General features: G+C 70.9%; 15 protein-coding genes and 2 pseudogenes. 8 read left to right on the forward strand and 9 right to left on the reverse strand.

All coding sequences use genetic code 11. The features are described from left to right. Positions 1-8: 8 nt before the first annotated feature. From Q8A52_RS11535 to Q8A52_RS11545, 3 genes are all read right to left on the reverse strand, one after another. Positions 9-983, reverse strand: a complete 975-nt coding sequence (locus tag Q8A52_RS11535) for a pyridoxal-phosphate dependent enzyme (protein WP_316750746.1) — start codon at positions 981-983, stop codon at positions 9-11. Between the two features lie 63 nt (positions 984-1046). Beyond that, positions 1047-2405, reverse strand: a complete 1359-nt coding sequence (locus tag Q8A52_RS11540; protein ID WP_316750749.1) for a VWA domain-containing protein — start codon at positions 2403-2405, stop codon at positions 1047-1049. Then, positions 2402-3259: an AAA family ATPase gene (locus Q8A52_RS11545; protein ID WP_316750751.1), complete on the reverse strand. Its 858-nt coding sequence runs from the start codon at positions 3257-3259 to the stop codon at positions 2402-2404. Before Q8A52_RS11545 ends, Q8A52_RS11540 begins: the two co-directional genes overlap by 4 nt. A gap of 164 nt (positions 3260-3423) precedes the next feature. On the opposite strand from Q8A52_RS11545, the gene Q8A52_RS11550 reads away from it, so the two are divergent. Together Q8A52_RS11550 and Q8A52_RS11555 are read left to right on the forward strand one after the other, a co-directional pair. Then, a complete protein-coding gene (locus Q8A52_RS11550; protein ID WP_316750753.1) occupies positions 3424-3996 on the forward strand; it encodes a TetR/AcrR family transcriptional regulator in 573 nt (190 codons plus the stop codon). Between the two features lie 113 nt (positions 3997-4109). Next, complete coding sequence (locus Q8A52_RS11555; RefSeq protein ID WP_316750755.1) at positions 4110-5063, forward strand: hypothetical protein; 954 nt, start codon at positions 4110-4112, stop codon at positions 5061-5063. A 40-nt stretch (positions 5064-5103) separates the two neighbouring features. Here Q8A52_RS11555 and Q8A52_RS11560 read toward each other — a convergent pair whose 3' ends face one another. From Q8A52_RS11560 to rhaI, 6 genes are all read right to left on the reverse strand, one after another. Continuing rightward, on the reverse strand, positions 5104-5745 hold the full coding sequence (locus Q8A52_RS11560) for a LutC/YkgG family protein (RefSeq protein ID WP_316750757.1): 642 nt from the start codon (positions 5743-5745) through the stop codon (positions 5104-5106). After that, on the reverse strand, positions 5742-7325 hold the full coding sequence (locus Q8A52_RS11565; protein ID WP_316750759.1) for a LutB/LldF family L-lactate oxidation iron-sulfur protein: 1584 nt from the start codon (positions 7323-7325) through the stop codon (positions 5742-5744). Before Q8A52_RS11565 ends, Q8A52_RS11560 begins: the two co-directional genes overlap by 4 nt. Beyond that, on the reverse strand, positions 7322-8077 hold the full coding sequence (locus Q8A52_RS11570; RefSeq protein WP_316750761.1) for a (Fe-S)-binding protein: 756 nt from the start codon (positions 8075-8077) through the stop codon (positions 7322-7324). Before Q8A52_RS11570 ends, Q8A52_RS11565 begins: the two co-directional genes overlap by 4 nt. Before the next feature lie 73 nt (positions 8078-8150). Further along, positions 8151-9599: a rhamnulokinase gene (locus tag Q8A52_RS11575; RefSeq protein ID WP_316750763.1), complete on the reverse strand. Its 1449-nt coding sequence runs from the start codon at positions 9597-9599 to the stop codon at positions 8151-8153. Next, positions 9596-11635 (reverse strand): bifunctional aldolase/short-chain dehydrogenase, encoded by a 2040-nt coding sequence (locus Q8A52_RS11580; RefSeq protein WP_316750765.1) that lies wholly within the window; start codon positions 11633-11635, stop codon positions 9596-9598. Before Q8A52_RS11580 ends, Q8A52_RS11575 begins: the two co-directional genes overlap by 4 nt. A gap of 113 nt (positions 11636-11748) precedes the next feature. Further along, a complete protein-coding gene (gene rhaI / locus Q8A52_RS11585; protein ID WP_316750767.1) occupies positions 11749-12909 on the reverse strand; it encodes an L-rhamnose isomerase in 1161 nt (386 codons plus the stop codon). A 261-nt stretch (positions 12910-13170) separates the two neighbouring features. Between rhaI and Q8A52_RS11590 the strand changes: the two genes are divergently transcribed. The 6 genes and pseudogenes from Q8A52_RS11590 to Q8A52_RS11615 form a co-directional block, all read left to right on the forward strand. Beyond that, positions 13171-14688, forward strand: a complete 1518-nt coding sequence (locus Q8A52_RS11590; RefSeq protein ID WP_316750768.1) for a sugar ABC transporter ATP-binding protein — start codon at positions 13171-13173, stop codon at positions 14686-14688. After that, complete coding sequence (locus tag Q8A52_RS11595; RefSeq protein WP_316750770.1) at positions 14685-15725, forward strand: ABC transporter permease; 1041 nt, start codon at positions 14685-14687, stop codon at positions 15723-15725. Before Q8A52_RS11590 ends, Q8A52_RS11595 begins: the two co-directional genes overlap by 4 nt. Then, positions 15718-16692 carry an ABC transporter permease gene (locus tag Q8A52_RS11600; protein WP_316750772.1) on the forward strand — a complete coding sequence of 325 codons (975 nt, stop codon included), beginning with the start codon at positions 15718-15720 and terminating at the stop codon, positions 16690-16692. Before Q8A52_RS11595 ends, Q8A52_RS11600 begins: the two co-directional genes overlap by 8 nt. A 158-nt stretch (positions 16693-16850) precedes the next feature. Continuing rightward, positions 16851-17933 (forward strand): rhamnose ABC transporter substrate-binding protein, encoded by a 1083-nt coding sequence (rhaS, locus tag Q8A52_RS11605; RefSeq protein ID WP_316750774.1) that lies wholly within the window; start codon positions 16851-16853, stop codon positions 17931-17933. 45 nt (positions 17934-17978) lie between these two features. Further along, positions 17979-18149, forward strand: a pseudogene (locus Q8A52_RS11610) (L-rhamnose mutarotase); the annotation flags it as partial. Then, positions 18144-18434 (forward strand): annotated as a pseudogene (locus Q8A52_RS11615) (Tat pathway signal sequence domain protein); the annotation flags it as partial. The pseudogenes Q8A52_RS11610 and Q8A52_RS11615, both read left to right, overlap by 6 nt. Between the last annotated feature and the right edge of the window lie 44 nt (positions 18435-18478).

Consider the following 18478-nt stretch of genomic DNA (forward strand, 5'->3'; position numbering starts at 1 on the left):
GGGTGCCGTCAGGGCTCGTGGACGACGACCCCCTGCTCGGCGTACGCGACGGCCTCGGCGTGCCCGAACAGGCCGGGCAGCCCGCCGGTGTGCACGAACACGGTCCGCTCGCCCGGCCGGACGTCACCGTCCCGGACGGCGGCGGCCAGCCCGGCCAGGGCCCGGCCGGTGTAGACCGGGTCGAGGACGAGCCCCTCGGTGCGGGCGGCGAGCCGGAGCGCCCCGGCGGCGGGTCCGGTGAGCGTCGCGTACCCGTCGCCCACCTGGTCGCGCCGCACCCGCAGCCGGTCCGGGGCGACCGCCTCCGCGGTGAGCGGCGCCGCGAACTTTGCGACGGCGGCGGCCGGATCGGCCAGCGCGCCCACGTCGACGCCCAGCACCGCCGCCGACCCGAGCGAGGCGACGAGTCCCGCCATGGTGCCGCCGGATCCGAGCGCGACGACCACGGTCCGCGGATCCGGAACCTGGCGGCTCAGTTCCTCGCCGCACCGCACATAGCCGCGCGCCCCCAGCGTGCTCGACCCGCCGAACGGGACGAGCGCGGGCCGGGAGCCGTTCTTCCGCAGCCGTTCGCACACCTCGGCCGCCATCGCGTCCAGGCCCGCCCGGTCGACGTCGCCCGCCCAGACCAGCCGCGCCCCGAACAACCCGTCGAGCGCAAGGTTCCCGGACCGCGACACGCCCGGCGAGCCACGCAGCACCAGGACGACGTCCCACCCCAGCCGGGCGCCCGCGGCCGCCGTCAGCCGGGCATGGTTGCTCTGTGGCGCGCCGGTGGTCACCAGCGTGTCGGCCCCTTCCGCGAGCGCCGCGCCCAGCGTCCACTCCAGCTTGCGGATCTTGTTGCCGCCACCGCCGAGACCGGTCAGGTCGTCACGCTTGATCCACAGGTCGTCCGGGCCGAGCCCGAGTGCGGCGGCCAGCCGGGGCGCCGGTTCCACGGGAGTGGGGAAGGTGCCGAGTTCCACGGGCGGGTGGGTCATGTCGTACGTCCTCGTCTGCGGGCGGATGTGCCGCAAGTCGACCACACATCGGGGTCGGCCGGCTCACACCGGCAGCAGCCGCGTGACCAGTGCGCCCAGCTGCCGCGCCGTGCGGCACTCGTGCATCTGCACCAGCTCGGCGTAGGCGGGCGCGGCGGAGTCGCCCGTGCCCCACTGGGAACGCTGCTCGGGGTTCAACCAGTAGACGCGGCGGGCCCGTTCGGCGACACGGCGGACCGCGGGCAGGTTCGGGTCGCTCATGTTCGTACGGGCGTCACCGAGGACGAACACGGTCGTGCGCGGGCCGACCGCGTCGCCGTAGCGCTCCGCGAACTCGCCCAGGGCCACGCCGTAGTCGCTGCTGCCGTGCCAGCCGGTGAGCGTCGCCTCCGTGCGAATGCGGGCACTCAGGCCCTCGGGGTCTGCCCGGCCGTGGTCGAGCAGACCGGTCACCTCGTCGATCCGGTTGACGAAGGCGAACACCCGCACCTTGCTGAACTGGTCGTGCAGCGCCTGCACCAGCAGCATCGTGAAGTCCGAGAAGCCCGACACCGAGCCCGACACATCGCACAGCAGGACCAGTTCGGGCCGGACCGGACGGCGCCTGCGCAGCACCGGCCGCATCGGCACGCCGCCCGTCGACAGCGACCCGCGCAGGGTGCGGCGCAGATCGATCGTGCCGCGCGCGGCCCGGCGGCGGCGGGCGGCCAGCCGGGTGGCCAACTTGCGAGCGATCGGCTGAACGGTCCTGCGCAGTTCCCCCAGTTGGTCCCGCCCGGCGGACAGGAAGTCCACCCGGTCGGCGGTCGGGCGCACCGCCCGCCGGGCGATCATGTCCCGGTCACGCCGCTCGGCGACCCGCCGCCGCGCCTCGGCCGCGACCATCCCGCGGAACGCCTCGATACGGCGCCGGATCTCGTCGTCGAGCAGCCGGTCGGCGAAGCCCGCGCCCCGGTCCCGCTGCCGGACGTCCGTCCGTACCCGGGCCAGCAGCGTCTGGGGGCGGAGCCGGTCGAGGGTCTGGTACGAGGACCAGCCGTCCGACTCCGGTGAGCTCCCGTATCCGCCGAGCCCGTCGACGGCCTCCGCCGCCAGCCGCGCCATCATGGCCCGGTCGTCCGCCGCCAGCGCCGCCGCGAGCCGGTCGCGCAGCTCCTCCCGGTCCGTGGACCGGGTTCCGGGCGCGCCGACGCTTCGTGGGAAGTAGAGGTCGAAGACCGGGTCGAACACGGCCCGCTGGCCCGTCCCGTGCAGCAGCGTCGCCGCCAGGCCCTCCCGCAGCAGCTCCCGGTCGGCGAGCCCGAGCGCCTCCACCGCGCGGGCCGCGTCCACGGTCTCGCCGGTGCCGACCCGCACGCCGTGCGAGCGCAGCGCCCCGACCAGACCCGTCAGCCGCTCGGCGACACCGACGGGGGTGCTCACAGGTTGTCCAGGTCCAGCTTGGCGGCCGCCTTGAGGACGTCGTCCTGGTGCTTGAGGATCACGCCCAGGCTGTCCCGTACGACCGTCTCGTCGAGCGCGTCGGCACCCAGCGCCAGCAGGGTGTGCGCCCAGTCGATCGTCTCGGCGACCGACGGCACCTTCCGCAGGTCCATCGCGCGCAGCGCGCCGATCACCCGCACCACGGACTCGACCAGCGCCTCGCCGAGGCCGGGCACCTTCAGCCGTACGATCCGCCGCTCCAGCTCCTCGTCCGGGAAGCCGATGTGCAGGAACAGACAGCGACGGCGCAGGGCCTCGGACAGCTCACGGCTGGCGTTGGAGGTGAGCACGACGAAGGGGCGGCGGGTGGCCGCGATGGTGCCCAGCTCGGGGACGGTCACCTGGAAGTCGCTGAGCACCTCCAGGAGCAGCCCCTCGACCTCGATGTCGGCCTTGTCGGTCTCGTCGATCAGTAGCACCTTGGGGTCGTCCCCGCGGATGGCGGTCAGCAGCGGCCGCGCGAGCAGGAACTCCTCGCTGAAGATGTCCGTGCGCGTCTCGTCCCAGGTCTCGTCGCGCCCGGCGGTGATCCGCAGCAGCTGCTTGGCGTGGTTCCACTCGTACAGCGCGCGGGACTCGTCGACGCCCTCGTAGCACTGCAGTCGTACCAGCCGGGCGTCCGCGACCTGGGCGACGGCCTTGGCCAGCTCCGTCTTGCCGACCCCGGCGGGCCCCTCCACCAGCAGCGGCTTGCCCAGCCGGTCGGCCAGGAAAACGGTCGTGGCGACCGCGGGCGACGCCAGATAGCCGGTCTCGGCAAGGCGTGCGGAGACGTCGTCTACGGAAGTGAACAACGGGGCCTCCGGCTGGGGTCGGGTTCGGTGTCCGGGCCCCTATCTAAGCGCTTGTTCAGCGCGCCTGTCACGTGTGTTCGACGCCTCTGTCATGTGGGTTCGCTGTGAGGCAGTCGAGTATACCGATCGGTTTCCCGCCGTCACCGGCGCGGTAACCTCCGGGTATGGCCACCACGGACAAGGCATCACCCCGGGACCGGCTGCTCGACGCGGCCGCCCAGCTCTTCTACCGCGAGGGCGTCTCCATCGGCGTCGAGGCGCTGTGCCGGACGGCGGGTGTCTCCAAGCGGTCGATGTACCAGCTCTTCGACAGCAAGGACGAGGTGCTGGCCGCGACGCTGGAGCAGCGGCTCCCCTGGTACGAGGCCCGGTTCACGCCCGCCGACCCGGAATCCGTCACGCCCCGGGAGCGGATCCTGTACGTCTTCGAACGGCTGGAGAAGTTCTCCGTGGACGCCGAGTACCACGGCTGCCCCTATCTGGCCGTGCTGGTCGAGCTCAAGAATCCCGAGCATCCGGCGAGCGCGGTCGCCCGCGTGGCCAAGGAGCGCCTTCAGGAGGTCTTCCGCAGCCAGGCCGAGCGCGGTGGCGCCCGTGACCCCGAGCTCCTCGCCCGCCGGCTCATGCTGATCTACGACGGCGCCAGCGCCCGGGCCGGAGCGCATGTGGAACGCCTGGACGACGGACTGGCGACGGCGACGGCGGCGGCGCTGCTGGACGCTGCGGGGGTCGAGTAGGGGGCGATCGTCCTCGGGTCGTACCCGCGGTGGTGACCGCTCCGTGACGACGGTGACCGTACTGGTGCCGTGGCCGCCTTCCGGCCGGGCGGCGGTGCGGGTACAGGTTGTCCATGACGAGCAACGGGGGCTGCCACCGGTCGTGGTGGCGGAGATTACGCGACGCGGTGCTGGGCGCCCGCACCGACACGAAGGCCGACGGGCTGGCCAACCTGGTGGAACCGGGACGCGAGGCGGCGTACGAGCGGTTCATCACTGCCTTTCCCGGCCAGCACATGAACCTCCAGCTGATCCACGGCGAGGCACAGCGGTCGTTCGAGTACGAGACCCGGCAGTCGCTGCGGATCACGGTGGGCTGTGTGCTGGGCAATGTGCTGCACGACCCGCGACTGGCCGCCGGGGAGTGCGACAGGCATCTGAAGGAGTACCTCAACAAGGAGATCGCGGGCCTGCGGGCCCGGATCGAGCAGGACAGCGCGCTCGCCGTGAGCCGCGGCATCAACGTCGGACTCGGTCTCGGCGCGCTGATCAGCGTGGTGCTGCTGAGCGCGCCGCTGGCGGTGGGGGCCGTGGGGCTGCTCGACGTCCTGCGTGTGGACATCGGGTGCAGCGACCGGTGGAGTCTGATGGGGGCCTTCGTGTGCGGCGGGGTCGGGGCGTTCGGCGCGGTGCTCAGCGTGCTGGTGCGGCTGCGCAGGAACGGGGAGGCGCTCGTCCGGCGGAGGACCAACGGGGACCGGGGCACCGTGGCTCCGGGGCAGCTGGCTCGCGGCATGCGCCACGAGGGTGTCTACCGGGTCTTCGTCGGCTGGATCCTGGCCCTGGCGGTGTACTTCCTGCTCAACGCCGACATCGTGCAGGTGATCGACACGCCCGCGACCACCGGCGAGATCTGCGCCGCCCACGCGGACGGGGCGGGCACCGCGTTCTGGGGCTTCTGGTGTGCGGTCGGCTTCCTGGCCGGCTTCAACGAGCGCTGGGCCTTCGGCCTGCTGGACCGCTCCCGGACCGACCGCCGCGACCAGCCCCCGCGCCAGACGCCGGCCACCGATCCCAGCGGCAGCTGACCATGCGCCGGAGCCGGGCCCGACGGTCAGGGCCCCGGCGTCAGTCCACCAGCACGACCTCCAGGGTCCGTGGGCCGTGCACCCCCTCCACCCGGTCCAGCTCGATGTCGCTGGTCGCCGACGGGCCGGAGATCCAGGTCAACGGGCGGGTCGGGTCGAGGCGTTCGAGGGCCTGCGGTACGGCGGAGACGACCTGCCCGGGGACGCGGACGACGCAGATGTGGTGGTCGGGGACCAGGGTGATCCGGCGGCGCCCCTGGTCGGGGCCGCCGTCCAGCACGAGGGTGCCCGTCTCGGCGATCGCCACCGCGCACGCCGTGACCACGCTGTCGACCCGGTCGAGTTCGTGCGGGGTGCTGTCCGGCCGGTCGGCGACGCGCGCGATCTCGGTGGCCGCCAGCCAGCCCTCGTCCAGCCCGGCCGGCACGAGCACCGAGGCCGACTCACGCGCGGCCAGCAACCCGGCGATCACCGAGGGGAGTTCAGCGGCCGTACAGCGGTGCACGATCGCCCGGTAGTCCGCCAGGTTCTCCGCGAGCAGGTCCACCGTCTCCGCCACGGTGCGCTCGGCGTGCTCGCGCAGATAGTCCCGGGGGACGGCCTGCTCGTACGGCGTGTCGTCCCGCGGGACGTCCGCGAGCGCGCGCTCCACCCGGCCCAGGATCCGTTCTCTGCTGGTCACTTGGCGGCCCCCTTGCTGCCGTGCTCGCCGCTCGTGCGCCGCCACCAGTCGCGGAAGGACTCGGGAGGCACGGTCGGCAGGTCGCGGGTGCCGGTCCACGCCCGGCCGGGGCCCGGGAGCGTACGGGGGTGGAGGCGGCGGGTGCGGGAGGCGAGCCGCTGGCCGGCGCGCAGGGCGCCCGGGTGGGTGAAGGCCCAGCGTGCCGCGCGCATGGCGGCCCGCTCGGCGGCATGCCCCTTCGCGGGTTGCAGCACCACCTTGTTGCCTTCCCGGATCACCTGCCCGCCTTCCACGACCCGCTCGCGCAGATGCACCAGCACCTCGGGGATGTCGATGGCCACCGGGCACACCTCGTAGCAGGCCCCGCAGAGCGAGGAGGCGTAGGGGAGGGAGGCGTCGATCTCGCTTGCCGTGCCGCGGAGCTGGGGGCTGAGGATGGCGCCGATCGGGCCGGGGTAGACAGAGCCGTACGCATGGCCGCCCGCCCGCTCGTACACCGGGCACACATTGAGACACGCCGAGCAGCGGATGCAGCGCAGTGCCTGGCGCCCGACCTGGTCGGCCAGCGTGTCGGTGCGGCCGTTGTCCAGCAGGACCAGATGGAAGGTCCGGGGGCCGTCCTCGTCCGTGGTGCCGGTCCACATGCTCGTGTACGGGTTCATGCGCTCGGCCGTGGAGGAGCGGGGGAGGGTCTGCAGGAAGACCTCCAGGTCCCGCCAGGCCGGCACGATCTTCTCGATGCCCACGACGGAGATGAGGGTCTCGGGCAGGGTCAGGCACATCCGTCCGTTGCCCTCCGACTCGACCACGACCAGTGTGCCGGTCTCGGCGACCATGAAGTTGGCGCCGGAGATGCCGACCTTGGCGCGCAGGAACTTCTCCCGCAGATGGAGGCGGGCGGCCTCCGCCAGTTCGGCGGGCGCGTCGGTCAGGCCCTCGGGGGCCGGGCGGCCCCACTCGCCCATCTCGGTGCGGAAGATGTCCCGGATCTCGCCCCGGTTGCGGTGGATCGCCGGGACCAGGATGTGCGAGGGCCGGTCCTTGCCCAGCTGCACGATCAGCTCGGCGAGATCGGTCTCGTAGGCGCGGATGCCCTCCGCCTCGAGCGCCTCGTTGAGCCCGATCTCCTGCGTGGCCATCGACTTGACCTTGACGACCTCCGACTCGCCGGTCTCCTTGACGAGTCGGGTCACGATCCGGTTGGCCTCGGCGGCGTCCGCGGCCCAGTGGACGGTGCCCCCGGCCGCGGTCACCGACTCCTCCAACTGCATCAGATAGCGGTCGAGGTGGCGGAGCGTATGGTCCTTGATCCGCTTGCCGGCCTCCCGCAGCGCCGCCCAGTCGGACACCTCCGCGACCGCCTTCGCCCGCTTGGCGCGGATGGTGTGGGTGGCGTGCCGCAGATTGCCGCGCAGGGTCTGATCGTGCACGGCCTCGTGTGCGGCTTTGGGAAAGGCCGGGTGGGTGGGTGGGGGAGACGCCGGGTGGGTGGGTGGGGGAGACGCCGGGTGGGTGGGTGGGGGAGACGCCGGGTGGGTGGGTGGGGGAAACACAGGCATCCCTACGAACGTTCCGCTCATGCGGCCGGCTCCTCCTCCGTGCTGGCCAGGATCTCCGCGATGTGCACCGGCCGCAGGTCGGTCCCGAGCCGGGTGATGGTGCCGCCGATGTGCATCAGACAGGAGTTGTCGGCCGCGCACAGCACCTCCGCGCCCGTCGACTCGGCGTTGCGCACCTTGTCGGCGCCCATCGCCGCCGAGACGTCGGAGTTCTTGAGCGCGAAGGTCCCGCCGAAGCCGCAGCACTCCTCGGCCCCGGGCAACTCGACCAACTCCAGCCCCTTCACGGCCTGGAGCAGTCGCCGCGGCCGGTCACCGAGCCCCAGACTCCGCAGCCCGTGGCAGGTGGGGTGATACGTCACCCGGTGGGGGTAGTACGCCCCGACGTCGGTCACCCCCAGCACGTCCACCAGGAACTCCGTGAGTTCGTAGGTCTTCGGGACCACCGGCGCCAGGGTGGCCGCGAGGGTGTCCCCGCGTCCCTCCGCCCGCGCCCGTTCACCCATCCGCGGATACAGCTCCCGCACCATCGCCCCGCACGAGCCGGACGGCGTGACGATCGCCTCGTACTCCCCGAAGACATCGGAGAAATGCCGGGCGAGCGGCTCCGCCTCATGCCGGTAGCCGGTGTTGTAGTGCGCCTGCCCGCAGCAGGTCTGCGCCATCGGGAAGTCGACGTCGACGCCCAGTCTGGTCAGCAGTTTCACCACCGCGCGGCCGGTGTCCGGATAGAGCGTGTCGTTGACGCAGGTCAGGAACAGGGCGACACGCATCGCGGCTCCTTGGGGTCGATCATCCGATGAGTGCAGCGTAGTGGGAGGGGACGAGCGCAGGGGAGACCCCGGTTCACCGCGCGGCGAGTCGGGCCTCGGCCTCCCGCCAGCGCGCCGTCGTGCCGAGCGGCTCGTACCGGGTGAGCGGCTGGGTTCGGACGACCAGCCGGCGCAGGTCGGTGTGATCGCCGGCCAGACCGTGGGCGCGCGCCTGGACCAGGACGTTGCCGAGGGCCGCGGCCTCCGTCGGACCCGCAACCACCGGCAGCCCGCACGCGTCGGCCGTGAGTTGGCACAGCAGCGCGTTGCGGGTGCCGCCACCGACCACATGAACGACGTCCACCGGATGGCCGGCGAGCCGCTGAGCGTCCTCGACCGCCCGGCGATGGGCCAGGGCGAGGGAGTCGAGGATGCAGCGGGTGACCTCGGCCGGAGTGTGCGGTACGGGCTGCCCCGTGACCCGGCAGGCCTCGGCGATCCGCTCCGGCATCCGGCCGGGCGCCAGGAACGCCGGGTCCCCCGCGTCCACGACCGACCGCAGCGCCGGAACCTCGGCCGCCGCGCGCAGCAGCCCACCGAGATCCGGGTCGCCCCAGGCCCGTACGCACTCCTGCAGCAGCCACAGTCCCATGATGTTGCGGAGATACCGGACCGTGCCGTCCAGCCCCAGCTCGTTGGTGAAGTTGGCGACGCGGCTCGCCTCGGTGAGCACGGGCGCGTCCAGTTCAAGGCCCGCCAGGGACCAGGTGCCGGTGCAGATGTAGGCGAAGCGCTCCCCCACGGCCGGGACCGCGGCCACCGCCGACGCGGTGTCGTGCGAGCCGACCGCCGTCAGCGGCACCGGACCGGCGAGCCCCGTCTCCTCCAGCACCTCGGCCCGCAGCACACCAGCCGCGTCGCCCGGCTGCCGAAGCGGCGCGAAGAGGCTCAGGTCGATGCCCAGGCGGGCGGCGACGTCGTACGACCACTCGCGCGTGCGGGGATCGATGAGCTGGGTGGTGGAGGCGTTGGTGAGCTCCGTGCCCTGCTCGCCCGTCAACCAGTAGGCGATCAGGTCGGGGACGAGCAACAGGCGCTCGGCATGGGCGAGTTGCCGGGTGTCACGGGCCGCCGTCAGCTGGTACAGGGTGTTGATGGGCGCGTACTGCAGTCCGGTCGCCGCGTACAGCTCGGGGGCAGGCACGGTCGACCACACCTTCTCCGCGGCGCCCTCGGTGCGGGCGTCCCGGTAGTGCACGGGGTTGCCGAGCAGGGCTCCGTCGGCGTCGAGCAGTCCGTAGTCCACGCCCCAGCCGTCGATGCCGACGGAGTCCACCTGTCCGGCCGCCCCCAGCCCCTCCAACACCCCGGCGTACAGCGCGAGGACGTCCCAGCGCAGCCCCTCCGGCACCCGGACGGGCCGGTTGGGAAAACGATGAGCTTCGGCCAGCTCCAGGCTGTCGGTGCCGACCCGGCCGACCATCACCCGCCCGCTGGAGGCACCGAGGTCGACCGCGGCGTACGACTTCACGGCGGCGCTCATCGCAGGAACGCGGCCGCCACACCCGCGTCGACGGGGACGTGCAGTCCCGTGGTGTGCGTCAGGTCCCCGCCCGTGAGCGCGAACACGGCGTTCGCCACGTGCTCGGGCAGCACCTCGCGTTTGAGGATGGTCCGCTGTGCGTAGAACTCGCCCAGCTTCTCCTCCTCGACCCCGTACACCGCCGCCCGCTGTGCGCCCCAGCCGCCGGCGAAGATCCCGGAGCCGCGCACCACACCGTCCGGGTTGACCCCGTTGACGCGGATTCCGTGCTCACCCAACTCCGCTGCCAGCAAACGGACTTGATGGGCCTGATCGGCCTTGGCGGCGGAGTACGCGATGTTGTTCGGACCGGCGAAGACGGCGTTCTTCGAGGCGATGTAGACGATGTCCCCGCCCAGCCCCTGCGCGATCATCACCCGGGCCGCCTCCCGCGACACCAGGAAGGAACCGCGGGCCATGATGTCGTGCTGGAGGTCCCAGTCCTCGGCCGAGGTCTCCAGCAGCGGCCTGGAGATGGAGATCCCCGCGTTGTTGACCACGAGGTCGACCCCGCCGAAGGCCAGCAGCGCCGCCTTGAAGGCCGCGGCGATCTGCGCCTCGTCCGTCACGTCCACGGTCACGGCCACGGCCTTGTCCGGCCCGCCCAGCTCCTCGGCGACCTTCCCGGCGTTCTCGGGGTCGAGGTCGGCGACGACGACACACGCTCCCTCGGCGACCAGCCGGTGGGCGATCGCCCTGCCGATCCCGCTGCCCGCGCCCGTCACCAGCGCCACCCGGGTCGCCAGGGCCTTCGGCCTCGGCATCCGCCGGAGCTTGGCCTCCTCCAGCGCCCAGTACTCGATGCGGAACTTCTCGGACTCCTCGATCGGCGCGTACGTCGACACCGCCTCGGCACCGCGCATCACATTGATCGCGTTGACGTAGAACTCGCCGGCCACGCGCGCCGTCTGCTTGTCCTTGCCGAAACTGAACATGCCCACGCCCGGGACCAGCACGACGGCCGGGTCGGCGCCGCGCATCGGGGGGGAGCCGGGAAGGGCGTGCCGCCGGTAGTAGGCCGCGTATTCCTCCCGGTACTCGGCGTGCAGCTCCTTCAGGCGCGCGACGGCCCGCTCCACCGGCACGCTCGGCGGCAGGTCCAGGACGAGGGGCCGCACCTTCGTCCGCAGGAAGTGGTCGGGGCACGACGTGCCCAGCGTGGCGAGCCGCGGGTGCCCGGCCCGCGCGAGGAAGCCGAGGACGACGTCGGAGTCGTCGAAGTGCCCGACCTGTGCCTTGTCCTGGGCGGCGAGGGCACGCACATACGGCGCGAGGGCGGCCGCCCGCTCCCGCCGCTCACCCTCCGGCAGCGCTTCGTACCCCTCGATCACGGGCCCGAACGGCTCCGCCTTCCCGCGCTCCGCGAGGAAGGCCTCGGCGGTACGGATGATGTGCAGCGAGTTGCGCTCGCACTCCGCGGAGCTGTCGCCCCATGCGGTGATCCCATGCCCGCCGAGGACGCACCCGATGGCCTGCGGGTTGGCCTCCTTGACCGCGGCGATGTCCAGGCCGAGCCGGAAGCCGGGCCGCCGCCACGGCACCCACACCACGGTGTCGCCGAAGCACTCGACGGTCAGCTTCTCCCCGTCGGCGGCACACGCGAGCGCGATGCCGGAGTCGGGGTGCAGATGGTCCACGTGCGGGGCGTCCACCAGCCCGTGCATGGCGGTGTCGATGGACGGAGCCGCTCCGCCCTTCCCGTGCAGGCAGTAGTCGAACGCGGCGACCATCTCGTCCTCGCCCTCGACACCCGGGTAGACGTCCGTGAGCGCCCGGAGCCGGTCGAGCCGCAGCACGGCGAGCCCGTCCTCGGTGAGCGTCCCGAGATCGCCGCCCGACCCCTTCACCCACATCAGCTCGACATCGCGGCCGGTCACGGGATCGGTGTCGGTGCCTTTGGCGGACGCGTTGCCGCCGGCGTAGTTGGTATTGCGCGGATCGGCGCCGAGCCGATGGGAACGGGCGAGGAGGGCGACGGCTTCGGGGTGGGGTGCCATGAACCTTCAGTCCTTTGCAGAAGAGAGTGGTGAAGTGCCCTCAGGGGCGCGGGGAACTGCGCGATCAACCACATACGACCCGCAGTCCGCGGACAACGGAACCCGGCAGACGCTCACGCCCCCCAACCGGCCTGCTGACCACCGACCCGCTCAGCAACGATCCGCTCGGCCCAACCGGACCGCCGGTAGGCGTCAACGGGTTCGGGATCCAGTCCCATCTCTTCCCGTACGTCGGCCAACAACGGCCGCACATCCGTGTTGTACGCGTCCATCAAGACGGCATTGGCCTCCAGCACGTCACCGGAGGACTGCGCCGCAGCCAACGCCTCCCGGTCAACCAGCAGCGCCTTCGCCGTAGCTTCTTGCACATTCATCACCGACCGGATGATCGCCGGAATCTTCGCCTCGATGTTGTGACACTGATCGAGCATGAACGCGACCTCGGGCCCGAGCCCGCCGCCACGCACGACCTCATACATGATCCGGAACAACTGGAAGGGATCGGCGGACCCCACCATCAGGTCGTCGTCCGCATAGAACCGCGAGTTGAAGTCGAACCCTCCGAGCTTCCCCTCCCGCAGCAGCGTCGCCACGATGAACTCGATGTTCGTCCCCGGCGCATGGTGCCCCGTGTCCACCACGACCTGCGCCTTGGGCCCGAGCTTGAGGCAATGGGCGTACGCGGTACCCCAGTCCGGGACATCGGTCGTATAGAACGCGGGCTCGAAGAGCTTGTACTCCAGCAGCATCCGCTGCCCCTCACCGAGCCGCTCGTACACCTCGGCCATCCCCGCCGCCAGCCGGTCCTGCCGCTCCCGCACATCGTCCTGGCCGGGATAGTTCGTCCCGTCCGCAAACCACAGTTTCAGGTCGCGCGACCCCGTCGCGTCCATGATGTCTACGCACTCGAGCAAGTGATCAAGAGCTTTCCGCCGCACCGCCGTGTCCGGATGGCAGATGCTTCCCAGCTTGTAGTCGTCGTCCTGGAAGGTGTTCGAGTTGATCGCGCCGATCCGCAGCCCGCGCTCCTCCGCGTACTTGGCCAGCGCGGCATAGTCCTCCACCTTGTCCCAGGGGATGTGGAGCGCCACGGTCGGTGCGACACCGGTGAGCGCCTGCACCTGCGCGGCGTCCTCCAGCTTCTCCCGCGGATTGCGTGGAACGCCCCGCTGGGCGAACACCTTGAACCGGGTCCCGGAGTTCCCGTACGCCCACGACGGCGTCTCGATGGCCTGGGTCTTCAGCGCGGCCTTCACGGTGGCGAGGTCGGTCACTTCAGGGCTCCTGTGGTGTCGGTCGGAACGACTGAGCGTGTGAAACGATTCAGAACGGCAAGCTATGAGTCGGTCCAGGGGGGTGTCAAGCCATCCGGCGACCGTGCATTCCATGATTCGGCCCGGACCTTCAGCTATTGAAATATTTTCGACAGGACCCATTGACGCGGCATGGCTGCCATGCCTAACGTCCCGGCCATCCCGTTGAAACCTTTCACGGCGTGGTGGGGGCCGTCCCGCCCGCGTCGTCGAGGAGCTCCCATGACCCACCCGTCCGACCCGGGACCGCCCCCGGTGCTGGCGCTGAAGGACGTCTCCAAGTGCTTCGGCGCCGTACGTGCCCTGCGGGACGTCTCCCTGGAGCTGTTGCCCGGCGAGGTGCACGCCCTCGCCGGTGAGAACGGCGCGGGCAAGTCGACCCTCATCAAGACCCTCGCAGGGGTGCACCGACCGGACACCGGTCAGGTGCTGCTCGACGGCCGGCCCGTGGTCCTCCACGGCCCCGGCGACGCCCGCGACGCCGGAATCGCCGTCATCTACCAGGAGCCCACGCTCTTCCCCGACCTGTCGATCGCCGAGAACATCTTCATGGGCCGTCAGCCCCGGCGCGCCCTCGGCCGCATCGACCACAAGGCCACCCACGCGGCGACCGCCGCCCTGATGAAGCGCCTGGGCGTCGAACTCGACCCCGAACGGCCCGCCCGGGGTCTGTCCATCGCCGACCAGCAGATCGTCGAGATCGCCAAGGCGCTCTCCTTCGACGCCCGGGTCCTGATCATGGACGAGCCGACGGCCGCGCTGACCGGCAGCGAGGCCTCCCGCCTCTTCGCCGTCGTACGCACCCTGCGCGAACAGGGCGCCGCGGTGCTGTTCATCTCGCACCGGCTGGAGGAGATCCTCCAGATCTGCCGGCGCGTCACCACGCTCCGGGACGGGGCCCTGATCGCCAGCGAGCTCCTCGACGGCATGACCGAGGAGGACCTGGTCCGCCGCATGGTCGGCCGCGACCTCGACGAGCTCTACCCGAAGCAGGACGTCGTGCCCGGTGAAGTCGCGCTGAGCGTACGGCGGCTGACTCGCGAGGGTGTTTTCACCGACGTCTCCTTCGAGGTGCGGCACGGCGAGATCGTAGGCCTCGCCGGGCTGGTCGGTGCAGGGCGCACCGAGGTGGCCCGGGCCGTTTTCGGCGTCGACCGGTGGGACGCGGGTGAGGTCGCGGTCCGGGGCAGGAAGCTGACCAATGGCGCCCCGTCCACCGCGATGGCCGCCGGGCTCGCCCTCGTCCCCGAGGACCGGCGCGCCCAGGGCCTGATGATGGACATGTCCATCGAGCGGAACATCGGTCTGACCGGACTCCGTACGACCGTGAAGGCCGGGCTGATGGACCGGGGCGCCGAGCGCAGCCGCTCGCTCGACTGGGCGGTCAAGCTCCGGGTGAAGTACGCCCGGATCGCCGACGCCGTCTCCACCCTCTCCGGCGGCAACCAGCAGAAGGTCGTCCTCGCCAAGTGGCTGGCCACCGGCCCGAAAGTGCTGATCGTCGACGAGCCGACCCGCGGCATCGACGTCGGCACCAAGGCCGAGGTGCACCGGCTGCTCAGCGAGCTGGCCGCCGACGGGGTGGCCGTCCTGATGATCTCCTCCGATCTGCCGGAGATCCTCGGCATGGCCGACCGCGTGCTGGTGATGCACGAGGGCCGGATCACCGCCGAGATCCCGCGCTCCCAAGCCACCGAGGAAACCGTGATGGCCGCAGCCACCGGGAGGGCCGCCGCATGACGGTGACCGCCCCGAACGAGACACCGCTCGCCGAGGTGCCCGAATCCAGCGGCACCCGGCTGGTCGACCGTGTCTTCAAGATGCGCGAACTCGCCATCCTGGTCGTCTTCCTGGTGATGATCGCCGTCACCCAGGCGGGCAACAGCGAGTTCCTGTCCGAGCAGGGCATCAAGGACCTGCTGCTGAACGCGACCATCCTGATGCTCGTCGCCACCGGCCAGTCCCTGGTGGTGATCTCGCGGAACGTCGACCTGTCGGTCGGCTCGACCCTCGGCATCAGCGCCTTCGCCGCCGGCACCTATCTGCACGGCGGCGGGAACGCGGTCGTCGCCATCGCCTTGGCCGTCCTGCTCGGCATCGGCTTCGGGCTGCTCAACGGCCTGCTGGTCAGCCTCGGTCAGGTGCCCGCGCTCGTCGTCACGCTCGGCACGCTGTACATCATCCGCGGCATCGACTCCATCTGGGTCGGCTCCCGGCAGATCACCGCGGCCGATCTCCCGGGCGGATTCGTCGACTTCGGCTCCGGCGGCATCTCGGCGGTGCCCTGGCTCGCGCTCATCGCCCTGGCCGTGCTGGTCGCCACCGCCTACTACCTCAGGCACTTCGGCAGCGGACGCGAGCTGTACGCGCTCGGCTCCAGCCCCGAGGCCGCCCGGCTCGCCGGCATCCCCGTGCGCAAGCGCATCCTGGCCGCGTACACCTTCTGCGGCGGTCTGGCCGGGCTCGCCGGAGCCATGTACCTCGCCCGCTTCGGCAACGTCGACTCCGGCACCGGCAACGGCTACGAACTCACCGTGGTCAGCGCGGTCGTGGTCGGCGGCATCGCCTTCACCGGCGGCTCCGGCAGCGTGTACGGCGCGGCCCTCGGCGCACTGCTGCTCACCTCGGTCAACAGTGTGCTGCCCGCGCTCGGGGTCGGCTCCGTCTGGGTGCTCGCCATCAACGGCATCCTGCTCCTTCTCGCCATCGCGGTCGACCGCATCGTCGCGCTGCGGGTGGCCCTGGCCCTGAAGAAGAGGAACGCCCGCCATGCCTGACTCCTTGACGCGCGCGATCCGCTGGGACACGGTCGTCGGCGCGCTCCTCCTCGTCCTCCTGCTGCTGTCGTTCTCCTTCGTGGACGGCTTCGGCAACGCCCTCAACCTGTCCTTCCTGATCGGCAACACCCTTCCGATCGCGCTGATCGCCCTGCCTATGACCCTCCTGGTGGTCGTGGGCGAGATCGATCTCTCCGTCGCGTCCACCGCCGGTCTGTCCGGGGCCGTACTGGGCAAGCTCTGGAACGAGGGCATGGCCATCGAGACGATCATCCCGCTGTGCCTGCTCCTCGGTGTGGCATGCGGCATGGTCAACGGTCTGCTCGTGACCCGCCTCGGGCTGCCGTCCCTCGCCGTCACCATCGGCACCCTCGCCGCCTACCGGGGCATCGCACAGATCGTGCTCGGCTCGGACGCGGTGACCGACTTCCCCACGCAGTACCTGGACTTCGCGGCCGGACGCATCGGGAACAGCTTCCTGCCCCGGGCCTTCCTGCCCTTCCTGGTGCTGCTCGCGATCGCCGTGGTCGTGCTGCACGCCACCCCCTTCGGCCGGTCGCTGTTCGCGGTCGGCGCGAGCGAGGAGGCGGCCCGGTTCGCGGGCATCCGCGTCAAGCGCCACAAGCTGATCCTGTTCACCGCCATCGGATTCATGTCCTCCCTCACCGGCGTCTTCTGGGCGCTGCACTACGCCAGCGCCCGCTACGACAACGCCACCGGACTCGAACTCTCCGTCGTCGCGGCCGTGTTGCTCGGCGGCATCGACTTCGACGGCGGCAAGGGCACGCTCGGCGGCGCGATCGCGGGAGTCTTCCTGCTCGGCGCGCTGCAGAACGTGATGAGCCTGCTGAACGTCTCCGCCCAGTCGCAGATCGTCGTCACCGGCGTCCTGCTCGTCGTCTCTGTGCTCGGTCCCCGGGTCGTTCGCCGGCTCTCCGTGGCGAGAACGGCACGCTCCGCCGGTTAGGCCGTACGACAGCCGCGAGCCCTCCGTGGCTGGTCGCTCCCCCAAGTTCTCGGCTTGGCTCGAACAGGGGGCACCCCCATCGCGGCGAAGCCGCATGTCGACACAGCCCCGCGCCCCTTCGGGGCACCTCCACTCACCTCCGTACAAAGGATCCGAAGATGCGCAAGTCAGCCCTCCGCCGTGCCTGCGCGGCCCTCGCCGCCGTCTCCTTCCTCGCCCTCGCCGCCACCGCCTGCGGCGGCACCACCAAGAACGACGTCAAGAACGAGAGCACCGGCCCGGCCGCCGCGACCGGCAAGGCGGACCCGGGTGCCGCCCTCAAGAAGGGCCTCACCGTCGGCTTCCTGCCCAAGCAGGTCAACAACCCGTACTTCACCTCCGCCGACAAGGGCGGCGAGCAGGCCCTGACCGAACTGGGCTCGAAGTACAAGGAGGTCGGCCCGTCCAGCGCCACCGACACCGCCGGCCAGGTGAGTTACGTCAACACGCTCACCCAGCAGCAGGTGGACGCGATGGCCGTCTCCGCGCAGGACCCGGGCGCCCTGTGCACCGCGCTCAAGCAGGCCATGAAGAACGGCATCAAGGTCGTCACCTACGACTCCGACACCAACCCCGAGTGCCGCAACGCTTTCGTCTCGCAGGCCGGTGCGGAGGACCTGGGCCGTACCGAGGTGCAGCTGCTCGCCGAACAGATCGGTTACAAGGGCGAGATCGCGATCCTGTCGGCCGCGCAGACCGCGACGAACCAGAACACCTGGATCGGCTATATGAAGGACGAGCTGAAGGACCCCAGGTACAAGAATGTCAGGCTGGTCAAGATCGCGTACGGCAACGACGACGCCCAGCAGTCCTTCCAGCAGACCCAGGGTCTCCTCCAGGAGCACCCGAACCTGAAGGGGATCGTCTCCCCGACCACGGTCGGCATCAAGGCGGCCGCCCAGTACCTGTCCGGTTCCAAGTACAAGGGCAAGGTCAAGCTCACCGGCCTCGGCACCCCCAACGACATGCGCAAGTACGTCAAGAACGGCACCGTCGACGCCTTCGAGCTGTGGGACCCGGCCAAGCTCGGCGACCTGGCCGCCCGGACCGCCGTCGCCCTGGTGTCCGGACAGATCACCGGCAAGGAGGGCGAGACCTTCCAGGCCGGAGCCACCACGTACACCATCGGCAAGGACGGCGTGATCAACCTCGGCAAGCCGACGGTCTTCGACAGCAAGAACATCGACCGGTTCAACTTCTGACGATCCAATCCGGACTACCCGATTCGGTCGGTCCAAGGGGGGTTGATGCAGCTCGTGTGCTTCCTGCTGAAGGTCCGGGCGGACCGTCTCGACGAGTACCGCGAGCGGCACGCCGCCGTCTGGCCGGAGATGCTCGAAGCGCTCTCCGCCACCGGCTGGCACAACTACTCGCTCTTCCTGCGCCAGGACGGCCTGCTCGTCGGCCATCTGGAGACCCCCGTCGTGCCGAACTCCAGCCGGCGCATGAAACTGGTCCTGGACCTGTACGGCCACGCCTACGCGGTCTTCCCCTTCGGCCGGATCGCGGGTGCCTCGAAGTCCTCCGGGTACACGGACTGGGCGCTGCTGTACGACGGAAGCGACCTGAACGCGTTCGGGGAGGTCGTGATCGACGAGACACGGGTCGTGGCGGACCACGTGATGTCGTTCATGTACCAGGAGAAGTCGGTCGGCACGACCCTCTCGCCACTTCATGTCGTGGACTTCGCACTCCCTGCCTGACCGGTCTGTTCCGGGCAGCGGTGACGGTAATGTGAAGGCCTTCC

Origin of the sequence: Streptomyces herbicida (genome assembly GCF_032656585.1) — a bacterium.
Taxonomy (GTDB): Bacteria; Actinomycetota; Actinomycetes; order Streptomycetales; family Streptomycetaceae; genus Streptomyces; species Streptomyces herbicida.

Excerpts from the sequence above, each read along its gene's own strand:
- Q8A52_RS11565 (WP_316750759.1), bottom strand. The coding sequence starts at position 7,325 with ATGAGCGGAACGTTCGTAGGGATGCCTGTGTTTCCCCCACCCACCCAC.
- Q8A52_RS11590 (WP_316750768.1), top strand. The coding sequence starts at position 13,171 with ATGACCCACCCGTCCGACCCGGGACCGCCCCCGGTGCTGGCGCTGAAG.
- Q8A52_RS11535 (WP_316750746.1), bottom strand. The coding sequence starts at position 983 with ATGACCCACCCGCCCGTGGAACTCGGCACCTTCCCCACTCCCGTGGAA.
- Q8A52_RS11595 (WP_316750770.1), top strand. The coding sequence starts at position 14,685 with ATGACGGTGACCGCCCCGAACGAGACACCGCTCGCCGAGGTGCCCGAA.
- rhaS (WP_316750774.1), top strand. The coding sequence starts at position 16,851 with ATGCGCAAGTCAGCCCTCCGCCGTGCCTGCGCGGCCCTCGCCGCCGTC.
- Q8A52_RS11550 (WP_316750753.1), top strand. The coding sequence starts at position 3,424 with ATGGCCACCACGGACAAGGCATCACCCCGGGACCGGCTGCTCGACGCG.
- Q8A52_RS11570 (WP_316750761.1), bottom strand. The coding sequence starts at position 8,077 with ATGCGTGTCGCCCTGTTCCTGACCTGCGTCAACGACACGCTCTATCCG.
- Q8A52_RS11600 (WP_316750772.1), top strand. The coding sequence starts at position 15,718 with ATGCCTGACTCCTTGACGCGCGCGATCCGCTGGGACACGGTCGTCGGC.
- Q8A52_RS11580 (WP_316750765.1), bottom strand. The coding sequence starts at position 11,635 with ATGGCACCCCACCCCGAAGCCGTCGCCCTCCTCGCCCGTTCCCATCGG.
- Q8A52_RS11555 (WP_316750755.1), top strand. The coding sequence starts at position 4,110 with ATGACGAGCAACGGGGGCTGCCACCGGTCGTGGTGGCGGAGATTACGC.
- Q8A52_RS11575 (WP_316750763.1), bottom strand. The coding sequence starts at position 9,599 with ATGAGCGCCGCCGTGAAGTCGTACGCCGCGGTCGACCTCGGTGCCTCC.